Below are 23,884 nucleotides of genomic sequence, written 5' to 3'. Positions count from 1 at the left end.
GTCATATTCCCTCTCCTTTCAAAGGCTCACACAGTTCAAATAACACACCAGAAGCTTCCTTCGGAGAAATAAACGCAATACGCTTCCCGTCAGCACCCTTTTCCGCCTCTTTTTGAAGCAGTTGTACACCAAGCTGATCAAAATTCTTGAGATGATATTTGAGATCATCCGACTTTAAGGCGATATGATGAAGACCTTCTCCTCTTTTTGTTAAGAAAGTATGCAATTTGCTGTCATCTGACATCGGTTCAATCAATTCAATGTGAATGTCACCAAGTGATGCAAACGAAGCCCTGATAAGCTGATCAGGGATTTCTTGAACGACTGAAAATCGCCAGTTGAAAAGCTCCCGAAGCGTTTGACTCGTATCTTTAATAGAGAAAACAGCAATGGCAATATGATCAATTTGGTTCATCTGTTCACATGTTCACTTCCTTTTTCTGATTACTTGTCGAGTATGAAAAAACCAGATAAAATAAAAAAAGGTGCGCTGGTCGCAAAAACTTGGGTTATAGGGGTGCGATATGTCACAGAGATTCATGAAATTTATGGTGTTACTTATGATTAGCTTGCTACTTATTTCCTCACTATTAGCAGGAGCTGCTACTTTTTTATAAGTTTTAAAGTAGACAAACAGGTCACTCGTTCTGTTAACGAATCGCCTGTTTGTCTTTGGCAAGCTTTACAAACGAATCGCTTGTTTTCGTAATCCATACTCTTGTTCCAATCGGGATTTGATCAAATAACTGTTCCACATCCCGATTATGCAGTCTCACGCAGCCTGCAGTGATAAATTTTCCAATTGATGTTTCGTCATTTGTTCCATGAATTCCATAAGTTCTTCCATCTGTCCCTCTTGCATCAAATCCAATCCATCTTCGGCCTAGAGGATTGTTCTTTGCACCGCCTTCGATATTCTTTCTTCTGTAATAAGGGTCTTTCGCTTTGATCATAATGGTGAACTCTCCTTCTGGCGTCAAATCAGCCGTTTTCCCTGTAGAAGCTGGGTACACTGCTTGCACCTTTCCATCATCAATATAAGCAAGTTCATTCGTCTGTTTATTAATAATCACAAAGGGGTCTCCCGGAAGCGGGTTCTGTCCGAGCGGCCATATGGGCGAGAGAGACATAGAAAGCATTGTATAAAATAAAAGACGCATAAGCTCCTCCTTTTTTCATTAGATTGACCAATGAAGGGGGAACTCATGCGTCTCTATTCTTTTATCCCTTTAAAATAGCTTTTCAACACTAAATACTGTTCCATTTCTCCAAGGAAATGAAAAAGTGCTGCTCTTGCTTCAAATTCTTCTCTTGTTTTTGGAAGCGGAAGTGCTTCAAACTCTTTTTTCATATCAATCAACCTTCTTAAAAACTTATGCGCCGTATTCCCTGGGTGAATGTGCTTACGTAAATCTCTGATGTATTCTGCAATGATTTGTCCATGCTCTGTAGTAATAGATATAGACGTAATTTTAGGAAGGACACGCTCAATGATTTCAAATTGCTTTTGTCTCATGTTGAAGTAATGATAATACAGATTTTCATGCCGCAGTACATGATTTTCGACATCTCGGTAAGCAAGGGCTTTCGCTTCTTTGATCAATTGATGTGTCTCTGATATTTCTTTTCCTGTCCAATCTTGTTTCCCTGTCATTAAGTATTGTTCGATTTCTTCAAAGATTTTGGCAAAATTGGCTTCGATCTGTTCACTGTATTGTTTTAACTTTTTATCAACGCTCGGCATGTACAGGTTCATAATAAGGGCAACACCGACACCAATTGTAATTAAAAGAAGCTCATTCCAGATTAAGCTAAGGGTAATCCCGCCAGACATGTATAAATGAAGGATGATGACAGAGCTTGTCACAATGCCTTCTTTCATTCTCAATAAGACGGTTGTAGGAATGAAGAGAAGCAACATCAAACCAATGACGAATGGATGATAACCGATGAGCTCGAAAAATAAGTAAGAGAATAAAATGGCAAGGCTACACGCTGCAAAACGAGCTCCCGATGCGTGCAATGACCGTTTTTTCGTTACTTGAATACAAAGAATCGTAATAATGCCAGCAGATGAATAATTTTGCAGACCAAGCAATTGAGCAATATAGATGGCTAGAGTTGTTCCTAAAGCTGTTTTCAGCGTTCGATAGCCGATTTTAAACATGATGCGTTTCACTCTTTTCTGTCTTTATTCTATTCACTTTTGTGAAATGATGAACTTTTTTACTTTTCCCATTATAATCAAAAAAAGAAGAAGATGTTAAGTCTCCTTCTTTTTTCTTTATAATATTTTTTGTAAGAACTCTTGAGCTCGCTGTGAAGATGGCGTTTCAAAGAATTGAACAGGATTTGCATCTTCCACAATTTTCCCATCATCCATAAAGATTACACGGTCAGCCACTTCTTTGGCAAAGCCCATTTCATGTGTCACGATCACAAGCGTCATACCCGATTGAGCTAGCTCTTTCATGACGTCTAATACTTCCTTGACCATTTCAGGGTCAAGTGCGGAGGTTGGTTCGTCAAAAAGCATGATGTCTGGTTTCATGGCAAGAGCACGTGCAATGGCTACACGCTGCTTTTGTCCACCCGATAAACGGTTCGGATAATCATTTTTCTTCTCTAAAAGCCCGACTTTCTTCAAAAGGGACTCGGCCTTTTTGATACTTTCTTCCTTAGACTGATTTTTCACATTTATAGGTGCATACGTAATATTTTCCAATACCGTTTTGTGTGGAAATAGGTGAAAGTGCTGAAATACCATTCCGATGTTCTCACGCACTTTTAAAGCATTTGTCTTAGGGTTAGTGATTTCAGTATCTTTAATCGTAATAACGCCTGAAGTCGGTTTCTCAAGTAAGTTCATGCAGCGAAGGAACGTAGATTTTCCTGAACCAGACGGTCCGATGACTGCCACAACTTGTCCCTCTTCAATGGTTGTGTCGATTCCTTTCAATACTTCATTTTTCCCAAATGATTTTGTGAGCTTTTCTATTTTAATCATTTATTGTTAACTTCCTTTCCACCGCTTTGCCGACAAAGGTGAGAATCAGCACGATAACATAATAAATGAGACCGGCAAAAATAAGCGGTTCGAGATAACTATACGTAATCGCCCCTGCTTGATAGGCACGCCTCATGACATCACCTAGTCCAATGACGGTCACAATAGCGGATTCTTTTGTCAGTGTAATCATTTCGTTCACAAGGGCTGGTGAAATATTCCTAAATGCCTGTGGAAGCAGTAAGTCCTTCATCATTTTAGCATAAGGAACACCTAGAGCGATCGCAGCTTCTTTTTGACCTTTATCAATCGCATTAATGCCTGCACGAATAATCTCTGATACATACGCTGCTGAGTTTAATGAAAATGCCGCTACTGCTGCCCAGTACTGATCAATTTGAAAACCAATCAATTGAGGTAATCCAAAATAAATAATTAATAGCTGAAGAACAAGTGGTGTGCCTCGAAAAATCGATGTATAAAAATCTGCAATCCAAATGAGTGGTGTAAACACACTAATTTTACATAGGGTTAATAAAACGCCAAGAATAAATCCGAGAAAAAGAGAAACAACAACAATTGAGAGTGTTACCTTTAATCCTTCTAAAATAAATGGCATTTGAGGAATAACTTCTGTGAAATTCATTTTCAAATCTCCTTTTTGCCTTCATATAAAGGCAATGATTAAAATAAAAGGAAAAAAGCTCAACACATGTTGAACTTTTCAGCGTGATTGTGCATGAGCTTAAATAAGATGACGCTGACCTTTTATGATGGTTTATTTGCCTTCTTTCGCAAACCATTTTTCAATTAATTGATCAAGCTCGCCATTTTTTTTCATTTCTTTTAATGATTGATTAAATTTCGCTGTTAAATCGCTATTCTTTTTAAATGCAATCGCTGAGCCTTCGTTTGAACTATTTAATTGAAATGCTTGGAAATCTTTTTCTTTTTTCAAATAGCCAGCAGCCACTTTATCTTCGATAATCGCTGCATCAAAGCGACCTGCTTTAATTTCTTGCACTAAATCAGAAATTTTATTACGATCTTCTACTTTCAAGTGATATTTATCTTTCATTGCATTGGCATCATCAAGCTGTATAGAGCCTAACTGAGCACCTACTGTTTTGTTTTGAAGGTCTTTTTCAGATTGAATACCGCTATCTTTCTTAGTTACGAGCATGTTTGTTGCATTGTAGTAAATGTCTGAAAAATCGACTTGTTTTTTACGTTTTTCTGTCGGTGTCATCCCCGCAAGAACAATGTCTGCTTTGTTCGTTTTTAGGGCTGATACAAGGCTCGCAAAGTCCATGTCTTGAATTTCTAGCTTATAGCCATTTTTTTTCGCAAGTGCTTTTGCAAGGTCTACATCAAAACCGACAATTTTATCGCCATCTTTAGATTCAAATGGCGGATAGTCTGCTGATGTCGCCATCACGAGTGTTTTGTCGTCTCCTGATGCGTTTGAATTATTAGAAGAAGTTCCGCAAGCTGCGAGTGCAGTTGCAAGACCAACTGTCATAAGTAATAATAACCACTTTTTCATATAAAATGCCTCCCAGTATTTAAACTCATGTGTAGGTTTGAATATTTATTCACTATAATGTATTTTAAACACTTTCTTTTTAAGATGCAATAGTATTTTGCTAAAATCATTTTGATTCTAATGTCTTATAAAACAAAAAAACAGTCCGATCTAAAGACCAAACTGTTTCACATCTATTTAGTACAATTGTAGGGGTTCTTTAAATTTCTTCACAATGCTCATCGAAAGCCGCCTGAAGCTTCGAGACCACTTCCATAGGCTCGTGCCCTTCAATTTCATGACGTTCTATCATTTTTATGATCTTCCCATCCTTTAAAAGTGCAAAAGATGGAGAGGATGGCGGATAGCCCTCGAAATATTCACGTGCTCTCGCAGTCGCTTCTTTATCCTGACCAGCAAACACTGTCAGTAATTGATCTGGGCGCTTATCGTAATGAACAGAATAGCTAGCTGCTGGTCTTGCAATTCCCCCTGCACATCCGCAAACTGAATTCACCATCACAAGTGCCGTTCCTTTTTTAGTAAGTGCTTCATCCACTTCTTCAGGTGTTGTAAGTTCTGTGTAACCTGCTTGCCTGATCTCTTCTCTTGCTTGTCTGACAATATCATTCATAAATAAGTTAAAATCAATATTCATATCCGTTCACTCCTTCTACGTATCCTTCATCATTTTCACTTCATCATATCAAGGAAAGCTGGAACGGGCAAATGTGTTGTCTTTTTCATCCCCTCTTTTTCAGCACCATCGTTTATGAGATGCCAAATTGGGGAAAAGTGATGAATAAAAAGTTGGAAGGGAGAACCGCGCCGTGGCACAATTTAATCAAGCAATGCTCATTTATAATGGAAATGCTGGACAAAAAAACATTGAAAAAATACTAGCTCAAACAGTGCCTCTCCTCTCTCTACATATCGATGAACTCATTCTTAAACCTACTAGACAGCCTGAGGATGCCTATCATTTTTGCCGCACGATTGATGAGACGATTGAGCTACTAATCATATTAGGCGGTGATGGAACCGTTCATGAGTGTATCAATGGAATTGCCGGTTTAACAAAAAGGCCTGCAGTTGCCATTTTGCCGGGAGGGACGTGTAATGATTTCTCTAGAACACTTGGAATGACGCAACAAATACAAAAAGCAGCTCAAATGATCGTGAATGGGACTGAAAAAAAGGTTGACTTGATCAAAGCCGAGGATCGATACCTTTTAAACTTCTGGGGAATCGGGCTCATTGCAGAAACCTCAAATAATATTAATGACAAAGAAAAAGCCGTGCTCGGTAAAATCAGTTATTTCACAAGCGCCATTCGGACACTTCAGCAAACCGAGCCTTTTCACGTTCGGATTGAAACTGAAAAGGAAAACTGGGAAGAAGAAGCCGTCATCGTTCTTGTCATGAATGGGCAATACATCGGAACAAATAAAATCGATTTACCGAATGCAGCGATTGATGACGGAAAAGCCGAAATTTTGATTTGCAGAAACACAAGTTTCTCTGCTTTAAAAGAAATTTTTTCAATGAATCGAGAAGAACTAGAGGATTTTACAGGTGACTTATCCCTCATACAGGCGTCTCACATCAATATTCTAACAAAAAAGGAGATGGATGCAGATACAGATGGTGAAGTCTACATGAAAGCACCCTCACATCTTGAGGTTCTTAAACAGCACCTGACCTTTATTGTTCCAGCAGAATAAAAAACGCCCGAATTCATTTGGATTCGGGCGTTTTTTTGATATAGCGTCTGTATAAATATTCAAGTGTATACCAAGCAGCAACGAGACGCCTAGAAAGCTATTCGCAGCCCCTTTAAATCCGCCGACAATGAACAAGCAGTACGCCATTTGAATGAACGAAACGATGGATAATAAGAGGAATAATTTCTCAGGATGATTGCGTGATTTCGAAATATATCGAAGAAATGCAAGCGCAATCGCCGTTATAAACATGAGTCCGATTGTCAGAAACGCAAAAAAGTCTAATCCCGACATACTGCCGCTCCTTTCTCTTTGATGGAAAATCCCCCTCTCATCGTATGGAGGGGGAAAAGTCGTTTAATAAACTGATGTTTGTTCGTCAATTCCTTCAAGAATTTGTTTCACTCTCTGAAGGAAGCGGCCGCATACAAGACCATCGAGTACCCTGTGATCCAGTGATAAACAAAGATTGACCATATCTCTTGCCGCAATCATCCCATTTACAATCATTGGTCGCTTCACGATGGACTCAACCTGCAAGATCGCCGCTTGAGGATAATTAATAATGCCCATTGACTGAATAGAACCAAATGATCCAGTGTTGTTCACCGTGAACGTGCCGCCTTCCATATCACTCTGCTTTAGCTTACCTTGGCGAACTTTGACTGCCAGCTCATGGATTTCTTTGGCAATGCCTTTAATTGTCTTTTCATCAGCATCCTTAATAACTGGTACAAAAAGAGCATCCTCTGTTGCAACTGCAATGGATATATTGATAGCTTTCTTTTGGACAATTTTATCTCCTGCCCACATGCTATTTATTTCTGGGAATTCCTTCAATGCCTGTGCCACAGCTTTTACAAAGAACGCAAAGAATGTCAAATTAAACCCTTCTTTTGCTTTAAACTGGTCCTTCAGTTGATTTCTTCGCGACACAAGGTTTGTCACGTCAACCTCCATCATGGTCCATGCATGCGGAATTTCATGTTTGCTTCTTAGCATATTTGCTGCAATCGCCTGTCTGATCGGTGTCACTGGTAGCTCGACGTCACCAGACATTCTCGCGATAGAAGATGCAGTTTGTTCTTGAGTTGACTGCACAGGCTCCGTTTGAACGTCTGTATGATTTGTCATGGAAGCTGCCTTCTCTTCAGTGCCTCCATTTTCTATCACTTGCAATAAATCTTTTCTTGTAATTCGTCCGCCTGCTCCTGTCCCTTGAACAGTTGACAAATCAATTCCATGCTCTTCTGCTAAACGTAGTACTGCTGGGGAATAACGCTTCTTTTGACTTTGATCTGTCTCTATTTGATCAACAGCCGCCGCTTCTTTTTGTTCAGGTGCTCTTTCTTCTTTTGCGCTCTGTTGTGGGCTACCGCTGCCTTCTACTTCAATTTCACAAAACACTTCCCCTACTTGAAGTGTATCGCCTTCTTCAGCCGATAGCTTTGCAATCGTCCCCGTAAAGGATGACGGAACCTCTGCGTTTACTTTATCCGTCATCACTTCTGCAATCGGATCGTATTTATTCACATGATCGCCAGGTGCAACGAGCCATTTGCTAATGGTTCCTTCTGTTACACTTTCACCTAGCTGAGGCATTTTCATTTGTTCAATAGCCACTTGAAATCCTCCTCTTTCTTAAAATGCAGCTAGCGCTCTCATTTCAGCTTCTACTTTATCTGGGTTAACCATGAAAAATTTCTCCATTGTCGGCGCATAAGGCATTGCAGGAATATCAGGGCCTGCTAGTCGTTTAATTGGCGCATCTAAATCAAATAAGCAATGTTCCGAAATAATGGCCGCAACTTCACTCATAATGCTTCCTTCTTTTGTATCTTCCGTTAATAGAAGAACTTTCCCTGTTTTCGATGCCGCTTCGATAATCGCTTCTTGATCAAGCGGGTAAACTGTTCGTAAATCTAGGATATGAGCAGAAATGCCGTCCTTCGCAAGACGATCTGCTGCTTGCATGGCAAAGTGTACACATAAGCCATACGTCATCACAGTGATATCGTCCCCTTCACGTTTCACATCTGCTTTCCCAATTGGGAGAGTATAATCCTCTTCCGGCACTTCGCCTTTAATGAGTCTGTATGCACGTTTGTGTTCAAAGAACAATACAGGATCCGGATCACGCACTGCGGCCTTCAGTAGCCCTTTTACATCATAAGGTGTAGAAGGCATGACAATCTTTAAACCAGGCTGATTTGCAAAAATGGCTTCAACCGATTGAGAATGATACAGCGCACCATGAACACCGCCACCATAAGGTGCACGGATGACCATCGGACAACTCCAATCATTATTTGAGCGGTATCTAATCTTTGCAGCCTCTGAAATAATTTGGTTGACAGCAGGCATAATAAAATCCGCAAATTGCATTTCTGCAATCGGGCGCATTCCATACATGGCTGCCCCGATGCCAACACCAGCAATGGCTGATTCTGCAAGTGGTGTATCTATCACGCGCGCTTCTCCAAATTGTTCATAAAGACCAGATGTCGCTTTAAACACGCCGCCTTTTTTCCCAACATCCTCTCCGAGCACAAACACTTTCGGATCACGTTCCATTTCTTCTTTCATTGCCAGTGTAATGGCGTCTATATATGATATAACAGGCACTTTTTCTTCCCCCTTACTCCGCATACACATAACGAAGCGCACTTTCTGCATCTGCATAAGCTGCGTTTTCCGCTTCATCAGTAGCTTCGTTTACAATTTGCATGATTTCTTTAGACATCTCTTCTTTCATGTCAGAGGTCATGATGTTTCCTTCAATTAAGTAGGTTTCATATTGAATGAGTGGGTCTTTCTTTCTTGCTTCGAGCACTTCTTCTTTTTCTCGATAGCTTGAATCATCGTCATCACTTGAATGCGCAGTTAAGCGGTAGGAAATTGCCTCGATCAATGTTGGACCTTCACCTCTTATCGCACGGTCTCTTGCCTCTTTGACTGCTGCATATACTTCAAGCGGATCATTCCCATCCACTGTTACACCCGGCATACCGTAACCAATCGCTCGATCAGAAATACGTTCACATGCCACTTGTTTGTCATATGGAACGGAAATCGCATATTTATTATTTTCGCACATGAAAATAACTGGCAATTTATGCACAGCAGCAAAGTTTGCTCCTTCATGGAAATCACCTTGGTTCGAAGAGCCCTCTCCAAATGTGACAAAGCTGACAAAGTTCTTTTGCTCTAGTCTCCCAGCGAGTGCAATACCAACTGCATGCGGCACTTGTGTCGTCACAGGAGACGATCCTGTCACAATTCGGTTTGATTTTTGCCCAAAATGACCTGGCATTTGTCTTCCACCTGAGTTCGGATCGTCCTTTTTCGCAAAACCTGACATCATCAAATCTTTGGCCGTCATTCCAAACGCAAGTACAAGTCCCATGTCACGGTAGTAAGGTAATAAGTAATCCTGTTCTCTATCTAATGCAAAGGCAGCTCCGACTTGCTGCGCTTCCTGTCCTTGGCAAGAAATCACGAACGGAATTTTTCCTGAACGATTTAACAGCCACATCCGTTCATCGATTTTTCTCGCAAGAAGCATCGTCTTATATATGTCAATTGCTTGTTCATCTGATAATCCTAATTCTTGATGACGCATGTTACTCATCATGTTTCCCTCCTTGATTAAAAATGGATCGCCTTACCTTCAACAGCAAGTGCTGCTTCTGCAATCGCCTCTGACAAAGTTGGGTGAGGATGAATCGTTTGACCCACTTCCCACGGCGTTGCATCAAGCACTTTGGCTAATCCAGCTTCAGATATCATATCTGTTACATGAGGACCAATCATATGAATCCCTAAAATGTCATCTGTTTTTTTGTCTGCAATGATTTTGACAAATCCATCTGATTCGCCAAATACAAGCGCTTTTCCAATAGCCATGAAAGGAAACTTACCAATCTTGACTTCATAGCCTTGCTCTTTTGCTGCCTGTTCAGTCAGTCCAACACTTGCTGTTTCTGGATGAGAGTATACACATTTTGACACAAGTGTTTCATCAAGCGGTTTCGGTTTTTTTCCAGCCATATGTTCCACGGCAATTAAGCCCTCATGCGAAGCCACATGTGCAAGCTGAAGTCCACCAATCACATCTCCTATCGCGTAAATATGAGATTCTTTCGTTTGATAATGTTCATTCACCACAATGCCGTGTTTCTCTGTTTGGATCTCAGTGTTTTCAAGACCGATCCCTTCAATATTCGGAACACGCCCAACAGAAAGTAACAGTTTTTCCGCTTCAAAGGACTGGATGTCTCCACCTTTTTCAGCTTGAATTTTGACAAGGTGTTCATGCTTTTCTACTGTATCCGGAAGGACTTTCGCATTTGTGATAAATGTAATGCCTTTTTTTGATAAGAGCTTTTCCATTTCTTTAGAAATGTCCCTGTCCTCTGTTGGTAAAATGCGATCAGCAAACTCGATCACAGTCACTTTCACACCAAAATCGTTCATCATTGATGCCCATTCAATACCAATAACACCGCCGCCTACAATCAACATAGACTGGGGAAGTTCATTTAGTTCAAGTGCTTCATCTGATGATAAAATGTGCGTACCATCTACCTCAAGACCCGGCAGTACACGCGGTCTTGATCCAGTAGCAATGATGACCTGCTTTGGGATAAGCATCTCGTTTTCGTCTCCATTCGTCATTTCGACTGAAATGGTTCCCGGCATGGGTGAAAAAATAGAAGGACCGAGGATACGGCCAATCCCCTCGTATACATCAATTTTCCCTTGCTTCATCAAATGTTTGACGCCGCCAGCTAATTTCTCAACAATATCTGATTTTCTTTTTTGTACGCTTTTGAACTGTAAGGTTGCTTCATTTGTCTCAACGCCAAAATCTGCTGCACGCTTTACTGTTTGGTACACTTCTGCGCTTCTAAGTAACGCTTTAGATGGAATACAGCCTTTATGAAGACATGTTCCTCCAAGCTTTGCTTTTTCTACAACTGCTGTTTTCAATCCAAGTTGCGAGGCACGAATGGCAGCAACATAGCCGCCTGTGCCTCCACCAAGAATGACGAGGTCATATTCAGTTGCCATGACTTGTCACTCCTTTCTTCTCCCTTTGATCATTTGGATATTCTTTCGCTGCTTCTTCTTCTTTTAAAATACGTAGTGCACCTTCTGCTAAGGATTGCAATTCGTTTTCACCTGGATATACCACGACATCTGAAATCCAGTCGATATAGCCTCTAATACTTGAGGTGATTTTTTTGCTGTACGCAAGACCGCCCGTTAAGACAATGACATCAACTACTCCTTTTAAGACAGCACTTGCGGCTCCAATTTCTTTTGCGATTTGATAGCACATCGCTTCATAGATGAGTGCAGCACGCTCATCACCTGCTTCAATCATTTTCTCTACTTTTACAGCATCTGTCGTGCCAAGATAGCCTGCAAGACCGCCTTCACCAATAATGCGCTTAAGCATCTCCTCTTGTGTGTATTCTCCAGAGAAGCAAAGATTGACGAGATCTCCTGTTGGGATTGTACCTGCCCGTTCTGGACTAAAAGGACCTTCACCATGCAGTCCATTATTGACATCAATGACCTTCCCTTTTTCATGAACACCAATTGTAATGCCGCCGCCCATATGCGTAATGATCATGTTTAAATCCTCATAACGTTTCCCAAATGAAGCAGCTGTTCTTCTTGCGACAGCTTTTTGATTCAGTGCATGGAAAATACTTTTACGTTCAATGGTTGGCAAACCAGATATTCGAGCAATCGGCTTTAGTTCATCCACCACAACTGGATCAACAATAAACGCAGGTATATTGAGACCAAGTGCAATTTCTCTTGCAATGATTCCGCCCAAATTGGAAGCATGCTGACCTGCATAACCTTCTTTTAAGTCCTGAACCATCTGCTCATTTACTTCATACGTCCCGCCTTCAATCGGACGAAGAAGACCGCCGCGGGCACAAACTGCATCAAATTTAGAGATGTTCATTCCCTGCTCATGAAGTGTTTCCAAAATCTTTTCCTTACGAAATGAGAATTGATCAATGATATGAGGAAATTTCTTCAATTCCTCATCTGTATGTCTAAGTGTTGTTTCAAAGATCGATCGATCGTTATGAAACACACCAATTTTTGTTGAAGTAGAGCCTGGATTAATAGTGAGAATACGCCATTCTTTTGTCAGCAAAAACAAAACCTCCGTTTCAACTCATTCATCAAATTAGCGACGGCTTAAAATATGTTGACCATTTTGCAGAAATTGACTTCTTGATTTACGCATTCTTTCAATTCGCTCTTCAGCTAAACGGTCTGCTGCTTTATATGTTGGGATAGCATCACGGTTTGAGATTTCAATGACACGCTCAATATTTTGATAGATGCCTTCGACCTTTTTCATGGCACGATCAGCATTATATCCATACAGCTCATCTGCAACGTTAATCACACCACCTGCATTGATGACATAATCAGGTGCATACACAATGCCCATTTCATGAATCAAATCACCGTGATGGGTTTCTTTCAATTGATTATTCGCAGCACCAGCGATGACTTTTGCCTTTAATTTCGGAATCGTCATATCATTGATTGTTGCGCCAAGTGCACACGGTGCATAAATATCACAATCTTGATCATAAATATCGTCAGGGTCTACAGCCTTTGCGTCAAAGTCCTCGACGGCACGCTGAACAGAGTCTTTGTTGATATCTGTTACAATCAGCTGTGCACCTTCTTCATGAAGATGTTTGCAAAGATTGTAGGCGACATTCCCAACACCTTGTACGGCGATCGTTTTTCCTTCTAGTGAATCTGTGCCGAATGCGGCTTTTGCAGCGGCTTTCATTCCTTTATACACACCGTAGGCTGTCACAGGAGATGGATTCCCAGATGAGCCGAATGCAGGAGAAATACCTGTTACGAAGTCGGTTTCCTCATGAATGAGATCCATATCTTCTACAGTTGTTCCTACATCTTCTGCTGTGATGTAGCGGCCATTAAGTCCTTGAATGTACCGCCCAAACGCTCGAAACATTTCTTCATTTTTGTCCTTTCTCGGATCGCCAATGATGACCGTTTTCCCACCGCCTAGATTTAACCCTGCTGCTGCATTTTTATACGTCATCCCTTTTGCAAGACGAAGAGCATCTTCAATCGCTGCTTCTTCATTTTCATATGTCCACATTCTCGTTCCACCAAGTGCTGGACCAAGTGTCGTATCATGTATAGCAATAATGGCCTTTAAGCCAGACTGTTCATCTTGACAAAAAACAAGCTGTTCATAATCATATCTTTCCATATATTTAAAAAGCTCCATTGTTCATATCCTCCTATTGTTCCACTTCATTTGATGTACAGATGGCAAGTGCAATTGAATAAAGCTTACTTTCGGCTGAGTCGGACCGGCTTGTTAAAGCAATCGGTGCCTTTGCTCCTGCTACCACTGCTCCCACTTTTGCGTGCGCAAAGTAAATAAGTGATTTATATAAGATGTTGCCTGCTTCAATTGTTGGAACAAGCAAAATATCTGCATCTCCGGCTACATCACTCGTAATATTTTTATGAGAAGCAGCCGATTGAGAAATGGCATTATCTAAAGCGAGAGGCCCATCAATCAGGCAGCCGGAAATTTGACCTCGTCGATTCATTTGTGCAAGACTTGCTGCCGTCAAGGTTGAATCCATTGCAGGGTTTACAACCTCTATCGCAGATAATACAGCCACCTTTGGCATGTCGTTGCCGACGGCATGCGCTACTTGAACTGAATTGATCGTAATTTCTTTGAGCATTTTTAAGTCCGGTGCGATATTCATCGCAGAATCTGTTACATAAATAAAGCGGTCGAATCCCGGTACTTCAAATGCCGCAACATGTGATAAAACACTGGTTGTACGGAGACCGTATTCTTTATTTAACACGGCTTTTAAAAGTACTGCAGTTGGCACATGGCCCTTCATCAATATATCTGCATGGTTCTCACTGACTGCCTGCACGGCGATTTTCGCAGATTCTTCGGGTGAATCAGAATGTATAATATCTATCCAGCCTTCATTGATCTCATGCTGTTTTACTAGCTCTTTTAGGTTGCGTTTGTTGCCAACCAGCAAGAAGCGAGCAACCTTTCGTTCAATGGCCATTTTAATGGCAAGAAGCACCTCTTCGTCTTCTGCATGAGCTACAGCCGCTGTTTTATTCTGAAGCTTAGAGGCTTTAATAATCAGATCGTCAAGCTTCATACATGCCCACCTTTCCTTATGCTCAGTTCACCTTTTTTTATGCAAGTTGTGTGCCAGCTTAAAAACTATAGGTAAAATACCTTTTAGCTATCGCACAGTGCAATTCTTTGCAGGTAACGTGCATTTTATTGCATGCTATCTTTTGCAAGTTCATATTTATCCATTTTATAGTAAAGGTTCCGAATGCTAATCCCTAATGTTTTAGCTGTTTTCGTCCGATTGAATTGATGCTTTTCAAGGGTTTTTTTGATGAGCTGAGCTTCAAATGCTTCTACAGCGTCTGACAATGTTTCGCCCTCATACTGATCTATAACAAAACCATTTTTCTCTTTTTCTTCATTTTCTTCCGTCTCCATGAAAGCAATATGCCCTTCATCTATCCACTCTTCTTGTGGATTTAAAAAGATCATGGCTCGTCCTAGAACATTCTCGAGCTCTCTTACATTCCCAGGCCAACTGTACGTACGCAGCCTATGAAGTGCTTTCTCTGTTAAACCGTGGACATTCCGTCCATAATCTAAATTAATTTTTTGAATCAATCGTTTACTTAATGACTCAATATCTTCGAGACGTTGCCTAAGCGGGGGAATCGATATCGGATATCGGTTCATTCGATAATATAAGTCCTCACGGAATTTTCCTTCCGCCATTGCTTTTTCAATATTGACATTTGTCGCCGTAATTACACGGACATCTACTGGAATTGCCTTTGTTCCGCCCACTCTGACGATTTCCTTCTCTTGCATGACGCGAAGTAATTTCGCCTGTGTACTTGGGGTCATTTCACCAATCTCATCAAGAAAGATACTGCCTTGATTCGCTTCTTCAAACAGACCTTTTTTCCCGCCGCGTCTTGCACCAGAAAACGCCCCCTCTTCATATCCGAAAAGCTCTGATTCTAAGAGAGTCTCTGACAATGCCGCACAGTTTACCCGGACAAATCGGTTATATTTCCGATCACTTTCATTATGGATGGCGTGCGCAAACAGTTCTTTCCCGGTACCTGATTCCCCTCGGAGTAAAATCGTTGCAGGTGTTTTCGCACCAAGCTTTGCCTGTTCTAGCGCAACAAGCATTTGTTCACTTTCTCCAATGATGTCTTCAAAGGTGTACTTCGCTTCAAGTGTGCGAATGAGTTGTCTCGCTTTATTTAATTCATTGGTGAGTGATTGAATTTCAGACACGTCGTGAATCACCCCTACACTACCCTTAAGAATGCCATCAACAATGACAGGTGCTACGTTCACGATCACATCTTTTTTATTCGGACCCACCTTCATTCTCACGCCTCGAACCGGTCTTCTTGTTTCAAGTACCTTCAAATGCATACTTTCCCCTTCAGAAATGTCTGCACCCGCAGGCTTACCAACAACCTCTTTATCCGTTAAACCGGTCATTTTCGTATAAGCACGGTTAATTAGAATACCCTTGCCCTCTTCATCGACGACTGATATGGCTTCATCTGATGATTGAATGATAGCTTCTAGCATCGTACGAACTTCCTTTAGGTTCGTCACTTCCTCAGCAAGCTCTACCGCATCTGTAATATCTTTAAAAATAGACAAGGCACCTAACATTTTCCCAGCATCATCAATGATCGGAAGACGCGTTGTCACAATTTGTATATGTTGATTCAAAAATTGTTTTTGGTTAAATTCCGGCTCTCTTGATCTTAAAATATCAGGAAGTTTCGTGTTCGGAATCACTTCTCTAATGTGTCGGCCTATTGCGTCTTTTTGAGAACACCCCACCATCTTAGCAGCTGAGCGATTAAACAGAACAACTTGTTCGTCCATATTAATAAAAATCATGCCGTCATTGGTCGCATTAAAAATGCGGTCATGTTTATAGGTTTGTTCTTTTAGCATTTGGATAAGCTGTTGTTTTTCTTCCATTAACTCAGAAATCACGTATGCCATGGAACTAGGTACAATGACGGCATCCTCAGGCTTTTCTTCTATCAGCTCTTTTAAGACAGTTGAGCTTCCTGTTGTTTCAATGATGATATCAATATCATCTTTTATGTATTCTTTCCAATTTGTTGTCGTCCTAATTCCATTCTTTTTCGCCTCTTCCATCCCCGGCGCCCCAAGATCAAGATCGGCGATTGCAATGATTTGAATCATATTTGTTTTCAACAATGTTTCCAGCAAAGCTGATCCACCTTGTCCTGCACCGACAATCAAGACTCTCTGCATCCCATTACCCCTTTATATGAAAAATTTTGCATACTATACTATATTCTTCCGTTGCAAAAAATTGCACAACTCTTATATTACCACGTTTTCCTTTCTTGACAAAATATTTTTTGAATTAGACAATAAAAGTAAATGACGTTTAAGGGGATATTTGATGGGGAGAATACTTGCATTAGTCATTATATTGATACCTGGCGCCTTAGCCGCTCTTGGGATTAAGCTGCTCCGTGATACCGTGTTTGGGATCATTATTGCGCCATTTCCATTTTTGTGGTTGCAAGGAATTGCAGGGTTATTATTTTTAGGAGCAGGACTGTATGTTCTGGCTGGATTTATTTTATACAGAGACCGCAAACGAAATAAAGTCGCAAATCGCTTTAAACAAAAGCGAACAATCAAAAAAGACTTGCCATAATCGGCAAGTCTTTATTTCATTTCATCTCTTATTTTTACTGCACGGTCAGGGAAATCAGTGAAAATGCCATCTACACCTAAGGAAAACATCTTTTTCATTTGTTTTTCACTATTCACAGTAAATGGTCTGATCGCTTGATGCGTTGACTGAAGAGCGGTTACGACCTCTTTTGTCACCCCTGCTCCCTTCATATTCGGATGGTAACCCTTTGCCGGTATCGTCTTAATATACACTTCAGGCTGATGAATGACATCCATTGTCAGCACAGCAAGCTCAACATCTGGCATGAGCTTGTGGAAATGGGCTAAACTTCCGTGGTGGAACGAAGAGACAAGCACCCGATCCTCTATTTGAAAGTGCTCAATTTGTTCTTTCACTTTTTCTTCTATACCTGGATATCGAAAAATCGAGTTTTTCAGTTCGATATTGATGAGTAAAGACGATTTTGGCACAACAAGCTCTAACACTTCCTCTAAAAGTGGAATCGATACAGCTCCTGTTTTTTCAAAAAAAGTATGACTTGCATCCGCTGCTTTTAATTCTTCATATGTATGGTCTTTTACTAAGCCTTTTAGATTCGTTGTACGGTTTAGCTTTTCATCGTGAATGACAGCCAGTCTGCCGTCTTTCGTTAGCTGAACATCAAGCTCAATCCCGTCGGCTCCAGAGTTCATTGCATGTTCAAAGGCTATCATGGTGTTTTCAGGATAAATTCCTTTAAAGCCTCTATGCGCAAAAATTTTCGTCATATGTCACCTCTAAATATAATGCGTACATCTATTATGACGTGTTTTTTTCTATTTTTCCAGTTTGAAGACATATAAAAAAACCTCTTCCTACAGAGACAGAAGAGGTTGTATAGATGTTTTTGATCACGTAATCGCTCTGATGGCTTGCTCTGTCGTCTCTGCGTCAAGAGCAAAAAGGGAAGAAACAACTGCGACTGCTGTAACGACTGTTACACCTAACAACAACTTTTTCATAGAATAACCTCCACTTTCTTTTGAAGTATTTGCGCATCGAATTTCTTTTCAAGAAAACGCATGGCATTTTGATAATCATTTCGTTCCTTGAAATATTTCGATATTTGTTCAGACAAATCCTCAAGCTCCACATATAATCTATTTTTTTCTATGTAGTCTAATTTTTCAGAGAATATGTCTGCCGCTTCACTATTTTCGCACATTAAATCTAAAATTTCAAATTTTACTATATATTCATCATTTTGGATATCGCAACTGTATTGAATCCCCTGTTTTACATATTCTTTCGCCTCATGAAGTCCTAAATGAACCATAGCGTTCGTTAGTACATATAAGGATTGAATGTAATAATGGCTATTGTCACGATGAATTTGAATCCCCATTCCTTTTTTTGCATATTCCAAACATTTCTCATAATCGCGCTTTGCATAATACAGCACAGCCAAGTTGTGATAGCACTTTCCAATGAGCACTTCATTGTTCATGCGCTTACTTTTTTCCAAAGCCTCTTGGTATTTAGACTCCGCTTCATCAAATTGGAATAGATCAATACAATTGCTCGCATGTAAAATTAAACTATCAATCGCCTGCGCTGTATATTCTTCATGCGCTTTGAATGTATCGATCGCTTTTTTAATATGGTTAATGGAAATAAAGTTTTGCTTCAACTCGTAATAGATGGAAGCGACTTTGTGGTGAAATGTTCCGACTTCCAGATCTTCATTCACACGTTTTAAACGCTGTTCTGCAATCTTGTAGAAACTTATCGCCTCATCATACTTTTTCACATAGGCGGCATATTGGCCTTTGTAAAAGTAAAAGTAAAAATTGATAATGTCATCTGCTTTTTCATCTAACGTTCCGACACTTTTCATGATCTGATTGGCTTTTTCAATATTTCCAAGTAACATTTCATGCCTGCCATCAACGAGCTGGTAATAAAGGAGAACTTCTCTGTCCTCGTCTGTATTTTTTAGCAAATTCTGAATTTTATCTTTATAGACAGCAGATTTTTCTAGATCATTTTGAGAAATGACCCTCGTCCACTTGCTAATTTCGTTTGCAACCTCAGCAGAGTGGATCTTCAGCTTTCCCATAACCTCACCCTCTTCTTTTCATTATTATAGCATAGTAAAAGATTGTGAAAATTATTAAATTCGTCAAGGGGAATATTCAGTACAAATGGCACAACCTCAAAGAAGCCATTGACTTTAAAACGTCAATCAATCAGGTAAATAGAATTAGAACTTTTGATCTTATTTGATTTATCTTCCAACACATAAGATTTTGTTCTCCCACTCTTTTCTGATGGTCGAGAATTTTTTGTTCTTTCACACAATACCATTGATTGAATAACGCAGCTGATTATCACTACTTTATGTCATTTTATTTTCATTCATGCTTTCTTTTTCATTTTCTTATGAAAATAATCGAACCATTTTTTGACCTAGACAAAATAAAAAAACGTTTCAATCAAGAAACGCTTTTTATGTGGTAAAGTATTAGCTTGCTCTATGCTCTAGACGCAGGCGGTCTGCAACCATGGCAATGAATTCGGAGTTAGTTGGTTTGGCTTTAGACATACTGACAGTATAGCCAAAGAGCGAAGAAATGGAATCAATGTTTCCTCTGCTCCAAGCTACTTCAATTGCATGACGAATCGCTCGCTCCACTCTGCTAGCGGTGGTGTTGAATTTCTTTGCAATGTCTGGATATAAAACTTTTGTGATGCTCCCAAGAAGTTCAATGTCATTGTAAACCATTGAAATGGCTTCCCTTAAGTATAGATACCCTTTAATATGGGCTGGAACACCGATCTCATGAATAATCGTTGTAATGCTGGCATCTAAGTTTTTACGTTTCGGTTCAGGTTTGTTTCGAAGGACACTGCTTTGGATAGATGAAGATCGATGTGTGATTTGTGTGCCGTTTCCACTGACTTGACGAATATGACCTACAAGGTTTTCCATATCAAATGGCTTTAAAATGAAGTAGGAAGCGCCTAAATCGACTGCCTTTTTCGTCACATCTTCTTGTCCAAACGCCGTCAGCATAATAACACTTGGCTGTTTAGTCATATCAGAATCACGAAGTCGTTCAAGTACTGCAAGACCGTCTAAATGAGGCATGATAATATCTAAGAGGAGAACGTCAGGCTCTTTATCTTTAAATAATGTCAGACACTCCTGACCATTATACGCCACGCCAAGTACTTCCATATCTTCTTGTCCTTCAATATACTCTGTCAAAAGGCCAACAAGTTCTCGATTGTCATCAGCTACACACACTTTAATTTTCTCCACGTTCTTTCCTCCCCAATGTCGATTCCTTTATTCTTTTGAAATTCTCTTCTGAGTGTTCAATTCGACAAAACCAAGCTATCCCCTTTAAAAAACTTTAAATTTCCGAATAATAGAGCATTATCTAGCTTTTTCTACGTTTTTCTTAACTATTCGACGATAAATACAATTTGACAACATTTCATTTTCCATTTTGTCGAAAAATCTCTTTTTCCTATATTATAACACGATTACCTAGAAAGTAAGGGAGAAAAAAACTGCCTCATTTTCGGCAGTTTTTCTTCAGCTAGCTTTTTTGTTTTTTTGATAAAGGTCAATCCCTGCTTCTGAAAGCATCCATTCAATGTGTACTCCATAACCGCTTGTTGGGTCATTCACGAATACGTGAGTAACTGCACCAATGATTTTGCCATTTTGGATGATTGGACTTCCACTCATGCCTTGAACAATGCCGCCGGTTTTGCTGAGTAACCGTTCATCTGTTATTTTTAGTACCATCCCTTTTGTCGCTGGGAACTTTTGTGGTGTTGTACTGACAATTTTGATATCAAATTTTTCAACTTTATCATGATCGACAACCGTTAAAATTTCTGCCGGTCCCTCTTTTACTTCATTCGATAAAGCGACTGGAAGTGCTTTATCCACTACATGATTTTCGAGCTTTTCAGTTAGTTTACCGAATATACCGAATGGACTGTTGCGTGAGATATCACCAATTGTTTTTCGTTCTGTTGAAAATTTGGCTAATTTTTCTCCAGGATTACCATCTGACCCTTTTTCAATTGAGGTCACAGTCGATCTCACAATTTCTCCGTTATCGACAACGATTGGTTTTTTTGTATCCATGTCAGAAATCACATGTCCGAGTGCACCATACTTTTTAGATGTCGGTTCAAAGAATGTCATAGTTCCGATCCCTGCTGCGGAATCACGAATGTAGAGACCAATGCGATAAATTCCTTCACTTTCATCTTTTGCTGGTGTTAATCTTGTTTGAAACGTCTTATGATCTCTTTTAATCAGTAAAGAAAGTGTTTCCCCTGTTTTACCTGCTTTTTGAATAAATGGGGTGAGGTCATTCATCTTCTCCATTTTTTGACCGTTAATTTCCATAATCATATCCCCTGATTGAATACCTGCGGCTTCACCTGGCGATTTTTTGCCGTCTGCCGTTGTGATTTGATGAAACCCCACAACGAGAACACCAACGGAATGGAGCTTGACACCAATGGACTGTCCTCCAGGAACGACTTTTAATTCTGGAAGAACATCGACTTTTGTTTTCTTAATAGGAAACCCTTTAAAATCATAAACAATTTCGGCTTTTCCAGCCTTTTGCCCAGTCACTTCAAGCTGATTCTTTTTCTCTGACAGACGAAAGGCAGTTGAAGAGGCATTTGCTGAAGCTTCAATTGATGTTTTAATCGATTGCTGCTCTTTTTCAAATACAGTGACATTCGTTGGAATACTGACATATTGCTTCACTATGCTCATAAACCCTGTACTTATTAAAGAAACAAGGAGAATTACACCAATGGCTTTTCTCATCTTTTCGGGCATTCATTTTTCACTCTCCTCGCTCCTTACCCACACCAGAACAATGTGATTGTTTTGGCTACATCTTTACTTTTGCCTTCTTAGCTTGGATTTATAACCGAGTCGTTTAGAAAATGATTGGATAAATTGATAAAAGAAAAAGACGATTTCATGCGTATATACAGCGAATTTGAGACAACATAATGAGGGTAGCTAATTATCCAGCTACCCTGTCGTTTTGACATTATTTGCTTGGTGTAATAATTCTTTTGCATGCTGTTTTGTCAACTCGGTTACTTCAACACCCGCAATCATTCGCCCGATTTCATTGATTTTCTCTTCGTGACTTAATGGCTTCACACTTGTTAATGTTCTTCCAGCTTTAGAGCGTTTAGATATAAACAGATGTGTATCAGCCATCGCAGCAACTTGCGGTAAATGCGTGATGCATAGCACTTGTGAGCCTGCCGCAACTTTATGAATTTTTTCAGCAATGGCCTGTGCTACTCTGCCGCTGACACCTGTATCAACTTCGTCAAAAATAATGGACGTGACATCTTGTTTGGCAGAAAAAATGCTTTTCACAACAAGCATAACACGTGAAATTTCTCCGCCTGATGCTACTTTTGATAAAGATTTCATCGGTTCACCGGGATTTGTTGAGATCACAAATTGCACTTGGTCTATTCCGTTTTTCCCAAGCTGAACTGGTTTTCCATCTAAAAATGGGCAATCACTACTGCCAAAAGGCGCATAGCGAATCGCAAAATCCGTATCAAAGGATGACTTCTCCATATATAAATCCTTTAATTCAGCTTGAATTTGTTTTGCTAACTTTTTGGCCCATTTTTTGCGAAGTTCAGATACGTTAAGTGCTTCCAGTAATGCATCTCGACTTATCGCATCCAACTTGTTTTTGAGCGTTTGCAAGTGGCTGTCTCGATTTTGAATTTGATCTATCTCTTCTTCGATTTTTGCAGCATATTCTAAAATTTCCTCAACAGTTGAGCCATATTTTCGCTTCAGGTGCTTCATTTCATTTAGCCTAGACTCAATAAAATCAAGACGTGCTGGGTCAAATTCCAATTGATCAAGCAGTCCGCGCATTTGGAAAGTTGAATCCTCCAATAAGTAATAGGAATTCGAGACTTGCTCCGACAGCTTCTTTAAATCATCGTTGATATTAGATACCTGCTCAAGCTCACTTGAAGCCATGCCAACCCAATCCAGCCCTCCTTGCTCATTACGCAAAGCATTATAAGCATTTTGAAGAGAGGAATAGATTTTTTCGTAGTTACTCATTTGGTGGCGCTCTTCTTGAAGCTTTTCATCTTCACCTGGCTCTAATTGAGCCGCTTCAATCTCTTCAAACTGAAATTGCAATAAATCTAATCGTTGCACCATTTCTTGTTCATTTTCAGACAGCTTCTTTAGCTTATTGGCGGTCTTGATATATTGATCATATACTTCGCGATATTGAGACAAGGCAGGTGCAATTTCTTCTTCCCCGAATTGGTCTAGCAAGTGCAGATGATTTTCATCCTCCATCAATAGCTGATTATCGTGCTGCCCATGAATATCAAGCAACAGCCTCCCTACTTCTCTTAAAAGTGAGATGGTCACTAGCTTGCCATTAATGCGGCAGATACTTTTCCCGTTACTATTAATATCGCGGCGAAGGATTATCATTCCATCAGCCGCTTCAATTCCTTGTTCTTCACACAATGCAAAAACTGGATGATGTTCCGGCACAAGAAAAAGTCCTTCTAGCTCTGCTTTTTTTTCTCCATATCGAACAAATTCAGAAGATCCTCTTCCTCCTACGAGAAGTGAAACAGCATCAATCATAATCGATTTCCCTGCACCTGTTTCCCCCGTTAAGACGGTGAGCCCTTTTTCAAATGAAACCGTTAACTCTTCAATGATTGCAAAGTTTTTAATGGTTAGTTCTGCTAACACTCATTT

The 23,884-nt window shown here is 40.1% G+C and carries 24 protein-coding genes; 3 read left to right on the top strand and 21 right to left on the bottom strand.

Features of this window, described 5'->3' with window-relative positions:
- Position 1 precedes the first annotated feature (1 nt).
- Entirely contained in the window at positions 2-415 is a 414-nt protein-coding gene (gene mce, locus ACIQCE_RS09780) for a methylmalonyl-CoA epimerase (RefSeq protein ID WP_400494648.1), read from the bottom strand.
- A 109-nt stretch (positions 416-524) separates the two neighbouring features.
- Here mce and prli42 point away from each other — a divergent pair, with 109 nt between their 5' ends.
- Entirely contained in the window at positions 525-617 is a 93-nt protein-coding gene (gene prli42 / locus ACIQCE_RS09775; RefSeq protein WP_400494645.1) for a stressosome-associated protein Prli42, read from the top strand.
- Between the two features lie 33 nt (positions 618-650).
- On the opposite strand, the gene ACIQCE_RS09770 is transcribed toward prli42, so the two are convergent.
- The 6 genes from ACIQCE_RS09770 to ACIQCE_RS09745 all read right to left on the bottom strand — a co-directional run bounded on the left by ACIQCE_RS09770 (position 651) and on the right by ACIQCE_RS09745 (position 5,190).
- Positions 651-1,160, bottom strand: coding sequence for a L,D-transpeptidase (locus ACIQCE_RS09770; protein WP_400494643.1), 510 nt, complete (start codon positions 1,158-1,160; stop codon positions 651-653).
- Positions 1,161-1,213: 53 nt separating this feature from the next.
- Positions 1,214-2,167 carry an aromatic acid exporter family protein gene (locus tag ACIQCE_RS09765; RefSeq protein ID WP_353855308.1) on the bottom strand — a complete coding sequence of 318 codons (954 nt, stop codon included), beginning with the start codon at positions 2,165-2,167 and terminating at the stop codon, positions 1,214-1,216.
- Positions 2,168-2,284: 117 nt separating this feature from the next.
- Positions 2,285-3,007 carry an arginine ABC transporter ATP-binding protein ArtM gene (artM, locus tag ACIQCE_RS09760; protein ID WP_400494642.1) on the bottom strand — a complete coding sequence of 241 codons (723 nt, stop codon included), beginning with the start codon at positions 3,005-3,007 and terminating at the stop codon, positions 2,285-2,287.
- On the bottom strand, positions 3,000-3,653 hold the full coding sequence (gene artQ, locus ACIQCE_RS09755) for an arginine ABC transporter permease ArtQ (protein WP_400494640.1): 654 nt from the start codon (positions 3,651-3,653) through the stop codon (positions 3,000-3,002). The genes artM and artQ overlap by 8 nt, the downstream gene beginning before the upstream one ends.
- A 132-nt stretch (positions 3,654-3,785) precedes the next feature.
- On the bottom strand, positions 3,786-4,553 hold the full coding sequence (locus tag ACIQCE_RS09750) for a transporter substrate-binding domain-containing protein (RefSeq protein WP_400494638.1): 768 nt from the start codon (positions 4,551-4,553) through the stop codon (positions 3,786-3,788).
- A 199-nt stretch (positions 4,554-4,752) separates the two neighbouring features.
- Positions 4,753-5,190, bottom strand: a complete 438-nt coding sequence (locus tag ACIQCE_RS09745) for a BrxA/BrxB family bacilliredoxin (RefSeq protein WP_400494637.1) — start codon at positions 5,188-5,190, stop codon at positions 4,753-4,755.
- Positions 5,191-5,362: 172 nt separating this feature from the next.
- Between ACIQCE_RS09745 and ACIQCE_RS09740 the strand changes: the two genes are divergently transcribed.
- Positions 5,363-6,256, top strand: a complete 894-nt coding sequence (locus tag ACIQCE_RS09740) for a YegS/Rv2252/BmrU family lipid kinase (protein ID WP_400494635.1) — start codon at positions 5,363-5,365, stop codon at positions 6,254-6,256.
- On the opposite strand, the gene ACIQCE_RS09735 is transcribed toward ACIQCE_RS09740, so the two are convergent.
- The 9 genes from ACIQCE_RS09735 to ACIQCE_RS09695 form a co-directional block, all read right to left on the bottom strand.
- Positions 6,203-6,550 (bottom strand): YesK family protein, encoded by a 348-nt coding sequence (locus ACIQCE_RS09735; protein WP_400494633.1) that lies wholly within the window; start codon positions 6,548-6,550, stop codon positions 6,203-6,205. The genes ACIQCE_RS09740 and ACIQCE_RS09735 overlap by 54 nt on opposite strands.
- A gap of 63 nt (positions 6,551-6,613) precedes the next feature.
- Positions 6,614-7,879: a dihydrolipoamide acetyltransferase family protein gene (locus tag ACIQCE_RS09730; protein WP_400494631.1), complete on the bottom strand. Its 1,266-nt coding sequence runs from the start codon at positions 7,877-7,879 to the stop codon at positions 6,614-6,616.
- A gap of 18 nt (positions 7,880-7,897) precedes the next feature.
- Positions 7,898-8,881 (bottom strand): alpha-ketoacid dehydrogenase subunit beta, encoded by a 984-nt coding sequence (locus ACIQCE_RS09725; protein WP_353855300.1) that lies wholly within the window; start codon positions 8,879-8,881, stop codon positions 7,898-7,900.
- Positions 8,882-8,894: 13 nt separating this feature from the next.
- Positions 8,895-9,887, bottom strand: coding sequence for a thiamine pyrophosphate-dependent dehydrogenase E1 component subunit alpha (locus ACIQCE_RS09720; protein ID WP_400494628.1), 993 nt, complete (start codon positions 9,885-9,887; stop codon positions 8,895-8,897).
- Positions 9,888-9,904: 17 nt separating this feature from the next.
- A complete protein-coding gene (gene lpdA, locus ACIQCE_RS09715; protein ID WP_400494626.1) occupies positions 9,905-11,329 on the bottom strand; it encodes a dihydrolipoyl dehydrogenase in 1,425 nt (474 codons plus the stop codon).
- Positions 11,319-12,440: a butyrate kinase gene (gene buk, locus ACIQCE_RS09710; RefSeq protein ID WP_400494624.1), complete on the bottom strand. Its 1,122-nt coding sequence runs from the start codon at positions 12,438-12,440 to the stop codon at positions 11,319-11,321. Before buk ends, lpdA begins: the two co-directional genes overlap by 11 nt.
- Positions 12,441-12,473: 33 nt before the next feature.
- On the bottom strand, positions 12,474-13,568 hold the full coding sequence (gene bcd / locus ACIQCE_RS09705; RefSeq protein WP_400494622.1) for a branched-chain amino acid dehydrogenase: 1,095 nt from the start codon (positions 13,566-13,568) through the stop codon (positions 12,474-12,476).
- A gap of 13 nt (positions 13,569-13,581) precedes the next feature.
- Positions 13,582-14,487, bottom strand: coding sequence for a phosphate butyryltransferase (gene yqiS, locus ACIQCE_RS09700; RefSeq protein ID WP_400494621.1), 906 nt, complete (start codon positions 14,485-14,487; stop codon positions 13,582-13,584).
- 125 nt (positions 14,488-14,612) lie between these two features.
- On the bottom strand, positions 14,613-16,685 hold the full coding sequence (locus ACIQCE_RS09695) for a sigma 54-interacting transcriptional regulator (RefSeq protein WP_400494619.1): 2,073 nt from the start codon (positions 16,683-16,685) through the stop codon (positions 14,613-14,615).
- 154 nt (positions 16,686-16,839) lie between these two features.
- Between ACIQCE_RS09695 and ACIQCE_RS09690 the strand changes: the two genes are divergently transcribed.
- Positions 16,840-17,100 (top strand): DUF2627 domain-containing protein, encoded by a 261-nt coding sequence (locus ACIQCE_RS09690; RefSeq protein WP_353855294.1) that lies wholly within the window; start codon positions 16,840-16,842, stop codon positions 17,098-17,100.
- An 11-nt stretch (positions 17,101-17,111) separates the two neighbouring features.
- Here ACIQCE_RS09690 and ACIQCE_RS09685 read toward each other — a convergent pair whose 3' ends face one another.
- From ACIQCE_RS09685 to recN, 5 genes are all read right to left on the bottom strand, one after another.
- Positions 17,112-17,849, bottom strand: a complete 738-nt coding sequence (locus tag ACIQCE_RS09685; protein WP_400494617.1) for a glycerophosphodiester phosphodiesterase — start codon at positions 17,847-17,849, stop codon at positions 17,112-17,114.
- A 230-nt stretch (positions 17,850-18,079) separates the two neighbouring features.
- The gene (locus ACIQCE_RS09680) at positions 18,080-19,180 is read right to left on the bottom strand and encodes a response regulator aspartate phosphatase (protein WP_400494615.1); all 1,101 of its coding nucleotides are present in this window, start codon (positions 19,178-19,180) and stop codon (positions 18,080-18,082) included.
- Positions 19,181-19,585: 405 nt separating this feature from the next.
- The gene (spo0A, locus tag ACIQCE_RS09675; protein WP_353855291.1) at positions 19,586-20,386 is read right to left on the bottom strand and encodes a sporulation transcription factor Spo0A; all 801 of its coding nucleotides are present in this window, start codon (positions 20,384-20,386) and stop codon (positions 19,586-19,588) included.
- A gap of 279 nt (positions 20,387-20,665) precedes the next feature.
- A complete protein-coding gene (spoIVB, locus tag ACIQCE_RS09670; protein WP_400494613.1) occupies positions 20,666-21,943 on the bottom strand; it encodes a SpoIVB peptidase in 1,278 nt (425 codons plus the stop codon).
- Between the two features lie 201 nt (positions 21,944-22,144).
- Entirely contained in the window at positions 22,145-23,878 is a 1,734-nt protein-coding gene (gene recN / locus ACIQCE_RS09665) for a DNA repair protein RecN (RefSeq protein WP_400494611.1), read from the bottom strand.
- Between the last annotated feature and the right edge of the window lie 6 nt (positions 23,879-23,884).

Source organism: Bacillus sp. NPDC093026, assembly GCF_044754665.1.
In the GTDB taxonomy this organism is placed as follows: Bacteria; Bacillota; Bacilli; order Bacillales; family Bacillaceae; genus Bacillus; species Bacillus maqinnsis.
Note: the sequence above shows the minus strand (reverse complement) of the source record. Positions and strands in the feature narration are given on the sequence as shown.